This is a genomic window from Oribacterium sp. WCC10 (genome assembly GCF_900113415.1).
In the GTDB taxonomy this organism is placed as follows: domain Bacteria; phylum Bacillota; class Clostridia; order Lachnospirales; family Lachnospiraceae; genus Oribacterium.
This window is the reverse complement of sequence record NZ_FOPH01000002.1, coordinates 114,894-131,483: the sequence shown is the minus strand read 5'-3', so window position 1 is coordinate 131,483 and position 16,590 is coordinate 114,894. Positions and strand designations below refer to the sequence as shown.

At 42.1% G+C, this 16,590-nt stretch carries 13 protein-coding genes; all 13 read right to left on the bottom strand.

Annotated elements, in window-relative coordinates; genetic code table 11:
* Positions 1 to 18 precede the first annotated feature (18 nt).
* The 13 genes from BM294_RS01910 to BM294_RS01850 all read right to left on the bottom strand — a co-directional run bounded on the left by BM294_RS01910 (position 19) and on the right by BM294_RS01850 (position 16,534).
* The gene (locus BM294_RS01910; protein WP_091204370.1) at positions 19 to 1,515 is read right to left on the bottom strand and encodes an SH3 domain-containing protein; all 1,497 of its coding nucleotides are present in this window, start codon (positions 1,513 to 1,515) and stop codon (positions 19 to 21) included.
* Complete coding sequence (locus tag BM294_RS01905) at positions 1,506 to 3,749, bottom strand: AAA family ATPase (RefSeq protein ID WP_091204368.1); 2,244 nt, start codon at positions 3,747 to 3,749, stop codon at positions 1,506 to 1,508. Before BM294_RS01905 ends, BM294_RS01910 begins: the two co-directional genes overlap by 10 nt.
* Before the next feature lie 106 nt (positions 3,750 to 3,855).
* A complete protein-coding gene (gene proS, locus BM294_RS01900) occupies positions 3,856 to 5,292 on the bottom strand; it encodes a proline--tRNA ligase (RefSeq protein ID WP_091204366.1) in 1,437 nt (478 codons plus the stop codon).
* Positions 5,293 to 5,560: 268 nt separating this feature from the next.
* Positions 5,561 to 6,775: a chorismate synthase gene (aroC, locus tag BM294_RS01895; protein WP_091204364.1), complete on the bottom strand. Its 1,215-nt coding sequence runs from the start codon at positions 6,773 to 6,775 to the stop codon at positions 5,561 to 5,563.
* A 113-nt stretch (positions 6,776 to 6,888) separates the two neighbouring features.
* Positions 6,889 to 7,965: a lactonase family protein gene (locus tag BM294_RS01890; protein WP_091204362.1), complete on the bottom strand. Its 1,077-nt coding sequence runs from the start codon at positions 7,963 to 7,965 to the stop codon at positions 6,889 to 6,891.
* A gap of 306 nt (positions 7,966 to 8,271) precedes the next feature.
* Positions 8,272 to 9,423, bottom strand: coding sequence for an ABC transporter substrate-binding protein (locus BM294_RS01885; protein ID WP_175494418.1), 1,152 nt, complete (start codon positions 9,421 to 9,423; stop codon positions 8,272 to 8,274).
* 91 nt (positions 9,424 to 9,514) lie between these two features.
* Positions 9,515 to 10,306 (bottom strand): ABC transporter permease, encoded by a 792-nt coding sequence (locus BM294_RS01880; protein ID WP_091204360.1) that lies wholly within the window; start codon positions 10,304 to 10,306, stop codon positions 9,515 to 9,517.
* Positions 10,306 to 11,154: an ABC transporter permease gene (locus BM294_RS01875; protein ID WP_091204359.1), complete on the bottom strand. Its 849-nt coding sequence runs from the start codon at positions 11,152 to 11,154 to the stop codon at positions 10,306 to 10,308. The genes BM294_RS01880 and BM294_RS01875 overlap by 1 nt, the downstream gene beginning before the upstream one ends.
* Entirely contained in the window at positions 11,126 to 12,208 is a 1,083-nt protein-coding gene (locus tag BM294_RS01870; protein WP_091204357.1) for an ABC transporter ATP-binding protein, read from the bottom strand. Before BM294_RS01870 ends, BM294_RS01875 begins: the two co-directional genes overlap by 29 nt.
* 929 nt (positions 12,209 to 13,137) lie before the next feature.
* Positions 13,138 to 13,383, bottom strand: coding sequence for a FeoB-associated Cys-rich membrane protein (locus BM294_RS01865; protein WP_091204356.1), 246 nt, complete (start codon positions 13,381 to 13,383; stop codon positions 13,138 to 13,140).
* Positions 13,384 to 13,469: 86 nt separating this feature from the next.
* On the bottom strand, positions 13,470 to 13,856 hold the full coding sequence (locus tag BM294_RS01860) for a heavy-metal-associated domain-containing protein (protein ID WP_091204354.1): 387 nt from the start codon (positions 13,854 to 13,856) through the stop codon (positions 13,470 to 13,472).
* A 201-nt stretch (positions 13,857 to 14,057) separates the two neighbouring features.
* Positions 14,058 to 16,223, bottom strand: a complete 2,166-nt coding sequence (gene feoB / locus BM294_RS01855) for a ferrous iron transport protein B (RefSeq protein WP_091204352.1) — start codon at positions 16,221 to 16,223, stop codon at positions 14,058 to 14,060.
* 89 nt (positions 16,224 to 16,312) lie between these two features.
* Positions 16,313 to 16,534, bottom strand: coding sequence for a FeoA family protein (locus tag BM294_RS01850; protein ID WP_091204350.1), 222 nt, complete (start codon positions 16,532 to 16,534; stop codon positions 16,313 to 16,315).
* Between the last annotated feature and the right edge of the window lie 56 nt (positions 16,535 to 16,590).

Below are 16,590 nucleotides of genomic sequence, written 5' to 3'. Positions count from 1 at the left end.
TTGTCAAATTGCTAAACATCACTCAGACACAACCTTTGAGCTGACCCATCCTGTCCTTTTCCTTGCTTCATCAAGGTATATCTCATACCAGACAGTACCGGACGAATCATCCTTATTTCCTGTAGCCGTAAATGTTTTTCCCTGTTTCACAGTGTCTACAACATCATAATTTTTCCCCGGTCCGGATCTGACATTTGCCGCATCCACACTTATCGTGAGAATCTTTTCATTCAAACCACCGGCACTTGAGGAAATCCCGACTACCGAAGATGCACCGCCATGTATGTCTATGCTTTTCTTAATATGGATAAAAATAAAAAGGGAGGCGATAACTGTAATTGCCAAAATCACAGCTCTCTTTATCAGTCTCTTTCTTTCGGCATCACCCACACGTGTAATGCGGTCATTAATATCATTTATCAGTCCTGCAACATTAGCATCCGCAGGCTTTTTTCTCTTAACATCCTGTGCAAATTCCAATGCCCCTTTAAGAGCAGAAGAGTCAGCTTTAGGATTGTTGAAAATGATCAATGCACTGTAATGGGCCGCAATGATGTACCTCTCGTCTGATTTATCGTCACTGTTGTCAGACAGATATTTTTTAAAGAACTTTAGAGCTTTATCCGGATTATAGTTTGTGCTTTTTTTGCTTATATAGCACTCTCCCTGAATGAAATCAGCAACTGAAAGCCTCCTCTTACGAAGAGTTTTAACCACTTCCTCTGCCCTGAGAAGCGACTGTGCATCATTCTTTTCAACGTAAAAGTCAGCAAGTCTTAAAGATGCCTTATCGTCACCTCTTGCAGATAATTCACTGAGATAATATATGAATTGTTTCTCGTCACCTGCATTTCTGAAAAACTCTGCCTTTGCTCTGAGATTAAACTCTTCATCCTGTCCCATCATGGACAGTAATTTCTCAAGAAGCGAAAAATCGCTGCCTTCTTTCATCACCTTCTCAAGCTGGTCTCCATACATGGTTCCGGCTTCTTTTTTCTGCTCTCCGGTACGTATTTCATAGTTATCAAGGAGGAACTGCCCCTCAGATCCTCCCTTCTCGTAATATTTTTTTGCAAGAGTTCTGTCACTAATCTCTGTCAACGCATTCTCATATAAATAGCCAAGAAGATTGTTGGCTTTCGGAAACCCTTTTGATGCAAGGTCCTGAAGGCACTTCTCTGCTTTTTTATACTCCCGGTTTTTTATCAGATTCACCGCAAGAAGATACATCCTGTCATTGGTCATACGGGTTATACTGAGAGTTCCATCTTGTTTCATGTCCCCCACAGGAAATTTTGAATCACTTTTTGTGTTGTCAAAGGATCTTTCCCTAATGAGCATAAGAGCTACCTTTGCTCTCTGTATATTTTCCTTATCCACCTCTGAAGGTTCTTCCTTACTCAAAAGACTGTTGCAGTAATTCGTAACCTTCATAGTTGCGGACAGTTTGTCATCCATGGCGGTTATCCCATATCTACGATCAAATTCTGCCCACCTGTTCATATCTACAGACATGATTCAATATCTTCCCTTCTTATAGTTACTATTTCATCATCGGAAATATATTTTCCCTCATCCATCATGAGTACAATTCTGTTGCTCACTGATTTTAAAAGCAGCTCTGTAATGTTTCTTACCCCCCTTGCGTTACCGAAATCTTTAGAGTTTTCACGCTTATTTCTGATAAGCTGCATAAGCAGAGCATCATTTCCTTCCTCAAGTATAAACTTTTGAGAAGCTATACATGACTTTGCTATCAGTAGAAGTTCCTCATCACTGTAATCCTCAAACAGAACTTCATTTGCAAAACGACTTCTGAGCCCCTGATTGGCATCAAGGAATTCGTCCATTTCTCTTCCATAGCCTGCCACTATAACCATCATATCTTTGCGATAGTTTTCTACATCCGTAATTAATGCATTAAGTGCCTCTTTATTAAAGTCTCCACGCTGCCCGAGAATATAGGCTTCATCAATGAATAATACTCCGCCAAGAGCCGACTTTATATATTCACGGGTTTTTGTCGCTGACTGTCCCACATAAGGCTGTATCAGATCACTGGCACTTACCTCTACAAACTTATCTCGCTTTAATACTCCCAAAGCAAGATAAATCTTACCCATGAGACGCGCCACAGTTGTTTTACCAGTACCTGCATTGCCCTTAAATACAAGATGCATGGTTCCGACATCCGCAGTATCGGATATCCCTCTCTGCATCCGAAGTTTATTGATGCGGACAGAATTAACCATTTCATGCACACTTTGCTTTGCGGATTCAAGACCTGTAAGGCTGTCCAGCTCAGCAAGATATGTCTGCAGATCATCCGTTTTCTTCTTAGCCACCTCACTGCCAAAATCTTTATCAGTGAGAATGTAGTAGTCCTCTATCTTTACGTCAGCACCTCTGTCACGAAGCTCTGCTATACGTCCGTCCATACGCTCCCTGGCACGACTTAATATATTACGAACAGTACGAATATTGGCAAAAGAATCGCCGAGACGCTCTTTTTCAATAGATCTGAGAAGAGCCTTCTTAGCTCCCTCCGACATGTAATACTGCTCCCTTTCCATCATCAGTTCACCCGCGGCCACAAGTTCTTCATTGGTATAATCAGGAATATTTATATGATACTGAAAACGTGAACGGAATCCGGGATTAGCATTTTCCATCATGTATTCCATCTTGTTTTTATAGCCGGCAATAATTACAGAATAGTCTCCTCTGTGATCCTCCATATCTTTAAGAAGAGTTGTGATGACTTCTTCTCCATAGTCCCTGTCACTGTTTTTGTATAGTTCATAGGCTTCATCGATAAACAGTGTTCCTCCCATCGAACGAACATCATCAAGAAGAATCCTGGTATTCCTGGCCGATCCCCCGATATATTCAGCAACAAGACCTGATCTGTCTGTTTCCTTCATCTCTTCCGAACGAAGAAGCCCCATTTGATGAAGTATTTTCCCTATAACCCTTGCAACCGTCGTTTTACCTGTACCCGGATTTCCGGTAAGAACAAAGTTATATCCCTTTTTCGATGCGGTATCGGTTCCTCTAACCTTATCATTCTCAAGCTGTCTATAGAACTTAGCCAACTCCTCCTTGACCATGTCCATTCCGACTATTCCAGCTTCGTAGAATTCTTTCTCTATGATATCAGGATAGATCTTTTGAGGCTTAACCGTATTCAAAAGATGCGCACCACTTCGGGACTCTTGCGACTTCAACTCCACATCTTCGTAAATGACGCATTTCTCTCCGTCAAAAACTTCAACTATAAGTCTTGAAGCCTCCAGATAATGAAAATAAACCGTTGCCTCTCCGGATGAAAATATTCTCTTCTTTAAGTCGATTCCAATATCCTTATCCGCAGAAAAGGAAGCATTCTGTACGCCTTCACTCCTTCCGATCAAGAGATGCATTTCCTTCATATCCGGATCTATAACATAAGAACGCATAGCTACTGTCGGAATAGTGATATCCCCCTGAAATAGTGTATCCAGATATTCTTTTTTTGTATCTGCATATCTTGTGGCTATGCAGATACAATACGGCATACGAAGTCTTTGAGTTTTGATAGCGGCAGCTTCCTTTTTCAGTTTCTTCAAGTACTCATCGAGCAGATTCCGGTGAAGCTCATCCAGAAAACGGATTCCCGCATCCTTAAGATTTTCATCCTCTTTTTTCAAGGCATTATATAAAACCTTATCTCTTTGGAAACGTAAAATCTTTCCTTCATCAAGACTCATTGTCAAACCCTTTCATAACTCATGAACTCATAAACTGATGATACCAAAAACGGGTTCTCTAAGCGAGAACCCGTTTCAAAAAAATACACCCTTCATCGGGCATATCTTAATATGCTCTTCCCCAGTAAACCATCTTGGTTGCAGGTTTTCCGCAGACTACGCACTTGTCACTGATCTGCTCCTGATCAAATGGAATACATCTTGATGTAATACCTGACATATCCTTAAGCTTATCTTCACACTCACGGCATCCGCACCACATAGCCTTAACGAATCCACGCTTGGTGTTAACGATGTCAACCAGCTGATCCATATCCAAAGCCTCTGAAGTATGCTCCTCAAGGAACTGCTTGGCCTTCTCGAACATATCGTTCTGAATCTGCTCAAGAACCTTTGCAACCTCTTCATCAAGATTCTCAAAAGGAACCTGAATCTTCTCTCTTGTATCACGACGGACAAGAACCGCATGACCGTTCTCGATGTCCTTAGGTCCGATCTCGATACGAAGAGGGATACCTCTTACTTCACAATCAGCAAACTTGAATCCCGGAGACTTGTCACTGTCATCCACCTTTACGCGGAATCCTGACTTAATAAGCTGATCCTTTAATGCTGCCGCCTTATCAAGAACGCCTTCCTTCTTCTGCTGAATAGGAACAATACAGATCTGTACAGGGGCGATACGAGGAGGAATCTTAAGTCCTGAATCATCTCCGTGTACCATGATAAGTGCACCGATCATACGTGTTGTATAACCCCATGAAGTCTCATGTACAGGCTTAAGCTGATTATCCTTATCAAGGAACTGAACATTAAATGCCTTTGCAAAATCAGAACCGAAATTGTGTGAAGTTCCGCACTGAAGAGCCTGTCCGTCATGCATCAATGCCTCAATTGTATATGTAGCTACAGCACCTGCAAACTTCTCCTTCTCGGTCTTCTGTCCTCTTACTACAGGGATCGCAAGATACTTCTCGGTGAAATCCGCATAAATGTTGAGCATCTGTACTGTACGTGCCTCTGCCTCTTCAGCAGTTGCATGAACAGTATGACCTTCCTGCCATAAGAACTCTCTTGTTCTAAGGAATGGTCTTGTTGTCTTCTCCCAACGTACAACAGATACCCACTGGTTAAGAACCTGAGGAAGGTCTCTGTAAGACTTAACTACTTTCGCGAAATAATCGCAGAAAAGTGTCTCAGAAGTAGGACGAACGCACATCCTCTCCTCAAGCTTCTTCTGTCCACCCTCAGTTACCCACGCAACCTCAGGAGCAAATCCCTCTACATGATCCTTCTCCTTCTGAAGAAGAGACTCAGGGATGAGCATTGGCATAGCTACATTCTGAACGCCCGTCTCCTTGAACATCTTGTCGAGAACATTCATGTAGTTCTCCCAAAGAGCATAACCGGCTGGACGAATGACCATAAATCCCTTAACGGAACTGTAATCACAAAGCTCTGCCTTCTTAACAACATCAGTGTACCACTGGGCAAAATCCTCCTCCATAGGAGTTATCTGCTCAACAAGTTTCTTGTCTGCCATGATAATAGCCTTTCTTGTTTATAAATTTGCAGGACATCAGCGCACTTCCGTTGTGCCTTGCCGCTGCGAGTTTCTTTTGCCCGTTCATTGTAACAACGTGATCCTTTTTTTACAAGCCTTTATAAGGAAAATACAGACTCATATATCCTGTATAATCCGGTATGCTTTCATTAAATAAAAATCCATATTATGACGTGAGTGTCAAAAGTATTTGCCACTCACAAATTATCGCCAATGCAAACATTCGTGTGCAATATGCTGCTGAACATCAATCTTCAGGATAAATATCTCTTAAGTTATCCATCCTGCATCCCATATTCTCAAGAAGTGCATCAAGTATGGTAACAGCCACCATGCATTCCACAACAACATTGGCCCTCTCAACCACTGTCGGATCATGTCTGCCTTTTATAGATATTGTGACATTATCACCTTCTTCATTGGCAGTTTCCTGAGGACGGGCTATAGATGGCGTAGGTTTAAAGTAAGCTCTGAGCACTATCTCTGCTCCGTCTGACATACCTCCCAGGATTCCTCCTGCGTGGTTACTGGTAACCTGAAATACCTCTTCGGTTCCGTCAAACTCGCCGTTTGCCAGCTGCTCCTCATACTCTTCTTCACTGAGAGGTTCCTGCCCTGCGGAAATTCTGAAGCTATTAATCTCCGAAAGTGTCGGATGGTGTTCCACATCCTCGTTATCCTCATCGTCCTCCATAGGTGCGATTGGAATAGCAACCGCTTCAAAACCGTCATTATTTTCAGAACCGCGCATCTTTGCAACCTTTGTACCGTCACCTATCTCTACAGCCTTTACCGCGCCTATAGACATAACCGCTTTCGCAAGATTCGCGTCAAGCTTGTCAAAAACCGGCTCTCCGATTCCTGTAGGCATGTTGTTCACAAAGCAAGTAACAACACCACCGGCACTATCCTCTTCGCCCTTAAGTTCAAGTATTCTGGCATCGGCAGCTTCACGTCCCGCTTCAGTCGTTACATCAATGCCGGCAAGCTCTGTAACTTCGGCGTCTACAGTTATGCCAAGTTCTGAAAGGATCTTGGCCGCAACCGCTCCGCCTGCGACTCTGGCCAGAGTCTCACGTCCGCTTGAACGTCCTCCGCCACGATAGTCTCTGAGTCCATACTTTTGGAAAAATCCGTAGTCCGCATGTCCGGGTCTGAAAACATGGGCTATATCGGAATAGTCCTTGCTGTGCTGGTCACTGTTTCTGACAATCATTGCTATGGGTGTACCTGTGGTGACCCCCTCAAATACACCGGAAAGTATCTCTATTCTGTCATCTTCTTTTCTTGCAGTTGTCTTAGCATTCTGTCCCGGTTTTCTACGATCCATATAAGGCTGAATGTCAGCCTCACTGAGTTCCAGTCCTGCGGGACAGCCATCAATCACAACTCCCAATGCAGGTCCGTGAGACTCTCCGAATGTTGTTATCCTAAATAATTTTCCGAATGTATTACCAGCCATTTAAACCTCTTGAAATATTAAATCAATAGTACAGTAACTCATATATCATCTCTAAAAAATGATATACGAGTTACTGCAAAATCATATATGAAGCCTGATAGTATGTCTATTTATCAGCGGTTTGCGGGAAGTTTAACCATACAGATACAGTTTGGTTCATCCACCTGTATATCTCTTGCGCTCATAACCAAAAGACCGGTGTCATAATGAACATTAAAGAATGTGACTGAACCTGACTCATGGTTTGCAACTGCAATATGCTTTTCATCAGGGAAAATGCAGAAGTCCTTAGGATAAACGCCACCGATAGGAAGACTACCCTTCATGGTCAGAAGGCCAGTCTCCACGTCACGATCAAATATTGTGACCGTATCATTTCCTGCGTTTGAACAGAAAAGATGCTTTGCATCCTTGTCAGGAGAAAATCTCATCTGAACTGCCGCAATAAGTGAAGAATCTGCCTCTTCTATATAAGTTGATATCTCTTGAATCTTCTCAATGCTTATCTCATTAGGTCCCTTTCCCTCTGAAAAGCGATAAACATCAATAACATTCTTCACCTCGTACATGAGATAAAGGAATTTACGGTCAGGAGAGAATCGGAAATGTCTTGGACCTGACTTAAGCTGACATCTGATAGTGTCAATCTGACGCATTTTTCCGTCAGCCTTATCAAATCTGAAAACCTTAACCTGGTCTATTCCCAAATCAGCTACGAGAATATATTTCTGATCGTCTGTCATTCTCGCACAGGAAACATGAGGACGGAAAGTTCTCTCTGCAACTGAACCTATGCCTTTGTCATAAACACCATCAACGATAGGGCCTACTGAACCATCCTTCTCAAGCTTAAGAAGTGTCGCCTTTCCATCATGGTAACCGGATACCATCAGATATTCATCATTCTTATCCACTGCAAGGTGGCATCCACGCATACCCCTGATATTCCTTGTATTGAGCTTGCTGAGGGCTCCGTTCTCAAGGATACGGAAGGAAACTATACCTTCGTCTGCGATAGAATATAAGGTTCTCTGGTCTCTTGAAGCAACAAGATAGGAAGAGTTGTTAACTTCTATCTCTGTTCTCTTTGTCAGGATTCCTTTCTCTACATCAACATCACATACTGTAATCCCCTTTGCATGTCCGGTGTAGCTGTATGAGCCAATATATGCCATATACTTTTCTTTCATGATCTGCCTCTCCTGACGTCCATAATTAAGGGCGTACTTCTACATAAAATATTCTCAATTTTAACACATTTCATGTCATTGTTACAATATTATCAGATAATAGCTGACATAAAAATCTTATTATAATCCCTCAAACTTTCTATTCTTTATGGTACTTCTGTATATAAAAATAAAGACCTCCTTACCGGCATGTAATCCGGAAAAGAGGTCTTATCTCTATTTGATAGATTTATTAAAAATATTTATTTGAAAGTCAATGCTGAAAATATCATCTTGTGTTTTATGATTAATGTAACCGTGATTTTCTCAGCTTGATTTCACTGTCTTCCAACGGTCATTATATAGAGCATCTCCCTCTTGTCCAAGATAATGATAGAACTCAGAAGTCTTGAGAAGTTCCTTGGTGTCAGGGAATACAGCCTTATTATCAAGATACTCCTGATCCAATAGTTCAAGAGCGCCTGTATTAGGAGTTGAGTAGGTGATATATTCAAAATTCTTTGCCGCAACATCAGGTCTGCAGAGGAAATTGATCCATTTCTCTGCATATTCTTTATTTCTTGCATTCTTCGGAATAACCCATGCATCGATCCAAAGATTAGTTCCCTCTTCAGGGATAGCATATTCAACATTAACATCGGTTCCTTCAAGTTCATCCTGAACGTAAAGGATCTCACCTGAATAGATGATTCCGACAGCAGCTTCCTCGCCTATCATCTTATCTCTTACCTGATCTATAACATATGCCTGTACTATAGGCTTCTGATCTATCAGATCCTGCTTTGCCTTATCAAGTTCCTCCGGATTCTCTGTATTACAGCTGAAACCGTTTTTCTTGAGAGCCACCATAAATGCATCTCTCACAGAATCCTGCATGAGTATCTCATTCTTAAGTTTTGGATTCCACAGATCTGACCACTTTGTAGGGTATGGCACTCCAAGTTCATCAAGCATCCTTGTATTGTAAAGGATTCCGACTGTCCCCCATGTATATGGAACTGCGTATTTGTTGCCCGGATCAAACTCTGAAGCCATCTTCATATAATCTTCACCGATATACTTAATATTAGGTATATTATCATAGTTGATTTCCTGCAGAAGATTGTTCTGGAGCATTTTCTCAATCATATAATCCGACGGACATACACAGTCATAGATTACTCCGCCCGCTTCGATAACCGGATACATCTCTTCAAGAGTCTCAAAGACATCATATACAACATTTATCCCTGTCTCTTCTTCAAACATATCGATAAGCTCGGGATCAATGTATTCACCGGCATTGTATACATATAATGTATCCTTGAGTGGAGTCGGTATCTCCTCAATGTTTTTCTCTGTTGTACCGCATCCTACCGCAGATGCCGATACACCGGCTATGACAAACACAGAAACCGCTGCCATGATGGCTCTGTTTCCAAAGATTCTCAAAAGCCCGGTCTTTTCTCTTCCATCCATTTTCGTTATTACCCCCATGAGCCAGTCATGCTCCGGATTTATACGGACTCGTATCTGACCCACCAATTAAGTCTGAATGTTCACTTCAAACTTATGCTTTCCTTCTTTTCTTAAACCATTCCGGAGCAAAATTACCAATCATCAATACCACAAATACTGTCAGGAAGATAACTGTTGACAGGGCATACATTGTAGGCTTGATTCCCTTTCTTACCTGACTATATACGAGAGTTGATATAGTGTCGATTCCCGCCCCTCTTGTGAAGTGAGTGATGATGAAATCATCAAGACTCATGGTAAATGCCAGCATAAAGCCTGAAGTTATTCCAGGCATGAGTTCAGGAAGCACAACCTTAAAGAAGGCCTGAACCGGAGTCGCTCCCAGATCCAGTGCAGCTTCATAAGTATCCTTGCTGGCCTGTCTCACCTTAGGCATTACACTTAAGATGACATAAGGAAGGTTAAATGTAATATGCGCAATAAGTATGGTATGAAATCCCAGTGATACTCTGAATGCAATAAAGCACAGCATCATGGATATACCTGTAACTATATCCGCATTAAGCATCGGAATATTTGTAATGCTCATTACAGTATTTCTGGATACTGATCTCATATTATTAATGCCTATTGCCGCCATAGTTCCAAGAACTGTAGCGATAAAAGCCGATACAAAAGCTATGATTATGGTGTTTCTCAATGCCGCCATGATAGCCTGATCAGCCCACATCTCTGCATACCAGTCAAATGTAAAGCCTGACCACTGCGCTCTTGAACGTCCACTGTTAAAAGACAGCGCCACAAGTGTAACTATAGGCGCATACATGAACAGAACTATAAAGGCAAGATAACATTGTGAAAGAGTTTCTTTTATTTTTGTCATCAGATAACTCCTCCTCTTCCCATATCCTTCTTATCGTCAAAATGATTAACGATAAGCATTGAAACAATAACGAACATCATCAGCACAAGGCTCAATCCCGAGCCCTGATTCCAGTCCGAATCCTGCATGAACTCCTGCTCGATGACATTTCCTATAAGGTAAATCTTGCCGCCACCCAGCATATTGGAAATAGCAAATGTTGTAAGGGCCGGAACGAATACCATGGTAACTCCGGATACTATACCGGGAACTGTCAGAGGTAGCATGATCTTAGTAAGTACCTGCCAGAAGCTTGCACCAAGATCATATGCTGCATTAATGGTATTGTCATCTATCTTCATAAGAGCGTTATAGAGCGGCAATATCATAAACGGAAGGAAATCGTAAACCATTCCGATAAGTACAGCTGCAGTAGTATTTATAAGATGCTGCTCCGGAAGATGCATGGCTGTAAGTATTCCGTTAATGACTCCCTTTCGTTCCAGAAGAGTCTGCCACGCAAGTATACGGAGCAGTGAATTCATCCACATGGGAAGGATAAATATAAACACTATGATGGACCCTCTTCCTATCTTGTACCAGCGGAGAATCATCGCCAGAGGATAAGCCAACAGGAAGCATACAAGCGTACTTACAGCAGAAAGAATCAGAGAACGATAAAGCGGTCTGTAGTTCTCCCATACAAGTATCTCCGCGATATTGCTGAAGGTAAATGCTCCGCTTTTATCTGTAAAACCGTAATATACGATGGTGAGAAGCGGTATAACTATGAATCCCACTATCCAGATAATATATGGCGATGCCAGATATCTTGATGATTTATTCTTCAACTCCCAATGCCTCCTCATCTTCAGATTCAGGCTTGTTCATGATCTGGATGTTGGAAGGCTTAACATAAAGTCCAACCTTCTTTCCCGGCTCATGAAGTTCCGTTGAGTGAATGAGCCACTCAAAACCATCAGGTGTTGTACACTCCATCTCGTATATTTCCCCCTTAAAGATGATGTGTGTCATCTCTCCGTGAAGAATAGCTCTAGGATCATCGTCATCAACTATCTCAACATCCTCGGGACGTATAACAACATCAACAGGCTTGTTGGTTCCGAAGCCCGCATCGATACACTTAAACTCCGCTCCAAAGATACGTACCAGATAATCCTCAAGCATCACGCCTGGAACGATATTGGAATCTCCGATGAAGTCCGCAACGAAAGCATTCTCCGGCTCATTGTAGATCTGCTCAGGGCTTCCTGCCTGCTGGATATATCCCTGGTTCATAACTACAACATAGTCAGACATAGTCAGAGCTTCTTCCTGATCATGAGTTACATATATAAATGTGATGCCAAGCTCATTCTTAAGTCTGATAAGTTCATACTGCATCTCCTGACGAAGTTTCAGGTCAAGTGCCCCTAAAGGCTCGTCAAGAAGCAGAAGTCTGGGTTCATTTACTATAGCTCTCGCGATAGCTATACGCTGCTGCTGTCCACCGGAAAGAGAGTCGATGGAACGCTTTTCAAAACCGTCAAGGTTAACAAGCTTCAGAGCATATTTTATCTTATCTTTAATATAGCTTTCAGACTTATTCTTTATCCTCAGGCCGAAGGCAATGTTTTCCTCGATGCTCATGTGAGGGAACAGTGCATACTTCTGAAACACAGTGTTTAACTGACGCTTGTTCGCCGGAAGATTGGTAATGTCTTTACCGTCAAAAAGTACCCTGCCCTTATCAGGCTTTTCAAAACCGCCGATGATACGGAGAGTTGTGGTCTTCCCACAGCCTGAAGGACCAAGAAATGTAACAAAGCTATTCTCATGTATATCAAGTGTTAGATCATCAAGTATTAACTGTCCGTCATAAGACTTGGTGATATTCTGTAATTCCAAAAGATTTCTACTCAAAGCATTTTCCTCCATGATATATATCAATCGCCGATCTACCATCGAAGATGGTAAATTTAACGTTGGCGGCCCATATGTACGATCATGCAAGCACGATGTCCTGAAGACCGCCTTATCATTATCTCCCATCGGAGATTATCGATTCCGCGTTGCCCGTCAAATGCCACTTTGGTCTTTTGTGCGAGCACAACGCCCAAGAACCGCTTGACGGACTTATCGCAATCTCCCATCAGTGATGGTCGATTCCGCGTTGCCCGTCAAATGCCACTTTGGTCTTTTGTGCGAGCACAACGCCCAAGAACCGCTTGACGGACTTATCGCGAAAAAAAACAGGCTGGAACTATATAAGCTCCAGCCTGTATAACGACCTCATACGAAAATGCTCACCTGTATAAGCAGGTTCTTGTCCTGGAAGAATATCGTAAAGCCACACTTTTCTATCCGGCTTGACAACAACGGTCATATCAAAAAATAATATCCGCTTATCTTCTGTTTAATTTCTTTTTCGTCCACCCAGAGTGCTTACAAAGGCAACCCTATTGATCGTTTCACAAGATGGAGCATATATGCTCCGTTCAGCAGTTAATCTCAATATCTACACCCAGCAAGTATTAGGTGACAGATATCCTGATTATCGGCAACGCCTTATAAGATACCGCTAAATACTTATAAAATTTGAGTCCTCCTGACCTTTCTATCAGGGCCCACCTTTCATGTATCCAGTTCCCCGGGGAACCTTTGCATGCCGCCGGCTACTCAATCAATAAAATCATTTGTAAAACATCTCTGTTTCACGCATTTTTCCTTTGCGATATTAACAGTAAATAGTCATATCGTCAACGGAAAATTAATCAGAAATTCATACATTTTTAAATCATCTTTAAAATGTCTTCTATATCTAAAGTGATGCATCCCGATGCATCATCCGATCATTTATTTTTACATTTATTTCTCGCATGCTTCGCCAGTATAGCCTTCTGAACTTCGTTTAACTTTATTCTGTCAAGCTCAGCACGCCTCTCATCAAGTTCCTTATGCCCCACATGATTGCAGTGTCCCAACTGTGCCTCTGCACATCCTGCGCAGGTCCCATACTTTTTATAATCTCTGTAAAGCTTTCTTATAATAAGTAATGCGACAACTATGAGTATAGTTATAATGATAAAATCTGCCATTTAAACCTCTTTCTGTAAACCTTCATTTATCCGCATAGTCTTAATCAAAGACCATGAATACATGTCTAAATAATAAATATAACTCACTAATTTGAAGTAACTTCTGTTATCCTGTATCCTTCCGGATCTATGGCAGCATGGAGTGCATCCAACAACTCCGGCATATCTGTTTTTTTACCGAGTGTAAACTTCACTTTTCCCGACTCGTGAGAAGCTGTTACATCCTTCGCGTCAGGCAATGCTTTTCTCACTGCATCTTTAACATGAATCTCGCACATACCGCACATCATCCCATCTACAATAACCGTAACACGTCTGCCGGCATCAAAAACAGCATCTAAATTCTGCGGCAGTCCCTGTGCTTGAGGTTTTTGAAAAAAGCTGATCACGACTCTGACTCCAAGCAGAAAAAGAATTGCAAGAATAGCAATCACAATCATATCAGTTTTATTAAAAGGAATATCCGATACCATAACATCTATCCTCCGACAATACAATTCCGAGTATACCCCACTGGGGTATGCGCAAGTTAGTAACGACTAATATATTGCACTTAATCAAATATGTCAATGACTTTAAGTCACTTCTGATTGAATATCTGATATCTTTTCTCATATAAATAAACAGGTCGAAGCATCTGCTCCGACCCGTTTTGTGATAATAACATTTTATAATCAAGCCATAGCAGGCTTAACACCTGAAACTGCTTTTCTTGCATTTGGATCCGGTCTGAAAAGGAGGTAAAGATATCCCGCAAGCACAAGAACCGCTGCAACTGTAAATACGCTGAATGCAACCTGACCAACCATTAAACCGATAAGCTGGTAAACCATAAGACAGATAAGGTAAGCATTGATATTCTGGAAAGCGATGGCGAACCAGAACCACTTCCTGCTTCCAATTTCCTTAGCCATTGCAGAAATAGCTGCAAGACAAGGTGAATCAAAGATGTTGAAGATAAGGAATGATACTGCTGCCATGCTGGTTGGGAAGAACGCACGGAAAGCAACATTCATGGCCTCATCATACTCCTCAAGCTCTTCTCCGAGACTGGATACAACTGAAAGTGTGGTAACAAGACCTTCCTTGGCAACAAAGCCTGAAAGTGATGCTGCGACTGCCTGCCAGCTGCCGAATCCGATAGGAGCAAACATCCATGCAAAAACATTACCGATGGAAGCAAGGAAGGAATCCTCTACATTTTCTACCAGTGTAAATGCCCCCTCTACTATACCGAAAGCTCCAAGGAACCACATAACCGCACAGCAGAGGAACAGGATAGTTCCGGCCTTTTTAAGGAATGCCCATACTCTCTCCCAGACATGAAGGAAAACATTCTTTGCAGAAGGAATATGGTAAGCAGGAAGCTCCATTACAAACGGTGCAGGATCACCTGAAAACATGTTTGTCTTCTTCATGATGATACACATGATGATAACCATCGCAATACCGGCAAAGTAAATCGTCGGAGCGAACCACCATGCACCTCCCATAAGGTAGCCTGCAATAACTGCAATTACAGGAAGCTTGGCTCCGCATGGAATAGAGGTTGTTGTTATCATGGTCATACGACGATCCTTTTCCTCCTCGATGGTACGAGTTGCCATGATTCCCGGAACGCCGCAGCCTGATGAAATAAGGAATGGAATGAATGACTTACCGGAAAGACCGAATCTTCTGAAAAGTCTGTCCATAATGAATGCCACTCTGGCCATATATCCACAGTCTTCAAGGATTGTAAGGAAGAAGAATACTATAGCCATCTGAGGTGCAAAGCCGAGAGGTGCGCCAAGTCCGCCGATAATACCGTCAACAACAAGGGAGATAACCCAGTCAGATGCTCCGGCGCTGGTAAGAAGATTCTCGAAGAACGGCTGAATCCATTCTCCCACAAATACATCATTGGTCCAGTCTGTCACTACAGTTCCAAGTGTTGTTACGGAAATATAGTAAACAAGGAACATTACAACCGCAAAAATCGGAAGAGCAAGAATCCGGTTTGTTACTATCTGATCGATCTTATCCGATACAGAAAGCTCTCCTGCCTTTCTCTTCTTAACAACTGCCTTATCAACAAGCTTCTTGATGTAGTTGTATCTCTGGTTAGTAATGATGGATTCCGCATCATCATCAAGTTCTTTCTCACAATCAGCGATGTGTGCCTCGATATCCTTCTTTGTGCCCTCGTTAATACTAATCTGCTCAAGAGCCACAGAGTCACGTTCAAAAACCTTAACTGCAAACCATCGAAGATTTTTCTCGGGAACCATTCCTTCAAGATGCTCCTCGATATGGGCAATGGCATGCTCTACTGAGCCATCAAATACTGATGGAAGGCTATTCCGATTCTCGCTCTTTGCAGCCTCAAGGCAAAGCTCAGAAATCTTGTCAATTCCCTCACCTCTAAGTGCTGAGATCTCAACAAACTTACATCCAAGTTCCTGTGAAAGCTTCTCTATATCAACCTTATCGCCGTTTTTACGAACAACATCCATCATATTTACAGCGATGACCATCGGGATACCGATTTCAACAAGCTGTGTTGTGAGATAAAGGTTTCTCTCAATGTTTGTTCCGTCGATGATATTCAGGATCACGTCTGGCTTATCATTCACAAGATAGTTACGGGAAACCACCTCTTCAAGAGTATATGGAGAAAGAGAGTAAATTCCCGGAAGATCCTGAATGATGACCTCACGATTCCCTCTTAAACGTCCCTCTTTCTTCTCAACCGTAACTCCAGGCCAGTTACCAACATACTGGTTACTTCCGGTTAAAGCATTGAATAATGTTGTCTTTCCGCAGTTCGGATTGCCCGCTAATGCAATCTTAATTTCCATACTTTGCCTCTCCTTCTTTCTTGGGGAATATCTGTGTATTATTGTTTATAACCTGTTCCACACACCATTCCACATATCATCTACAAGCCTTATGCCATCTCCAGGATATCGGCATCATCTTTACGAATAGAAAGCTCATATCCTCTTACCGTAATTTCAATAGGATCACCAAGCGGCGCAACCTTCCTGACAAGAATATCTGTTCCCTTTGTGATCCCCATGTCCATGATTCTTCTCTTGAGAGCTCCCTCTCCATGAATTTTAAGAACCGTGGATGACTGCCCAACAGCAATATCTCTTAGTGTCTTCATTATACTTGTCCCCCTTTTATCATTGTATAAACAAGTTAGTCACAGTTACCTTGTTT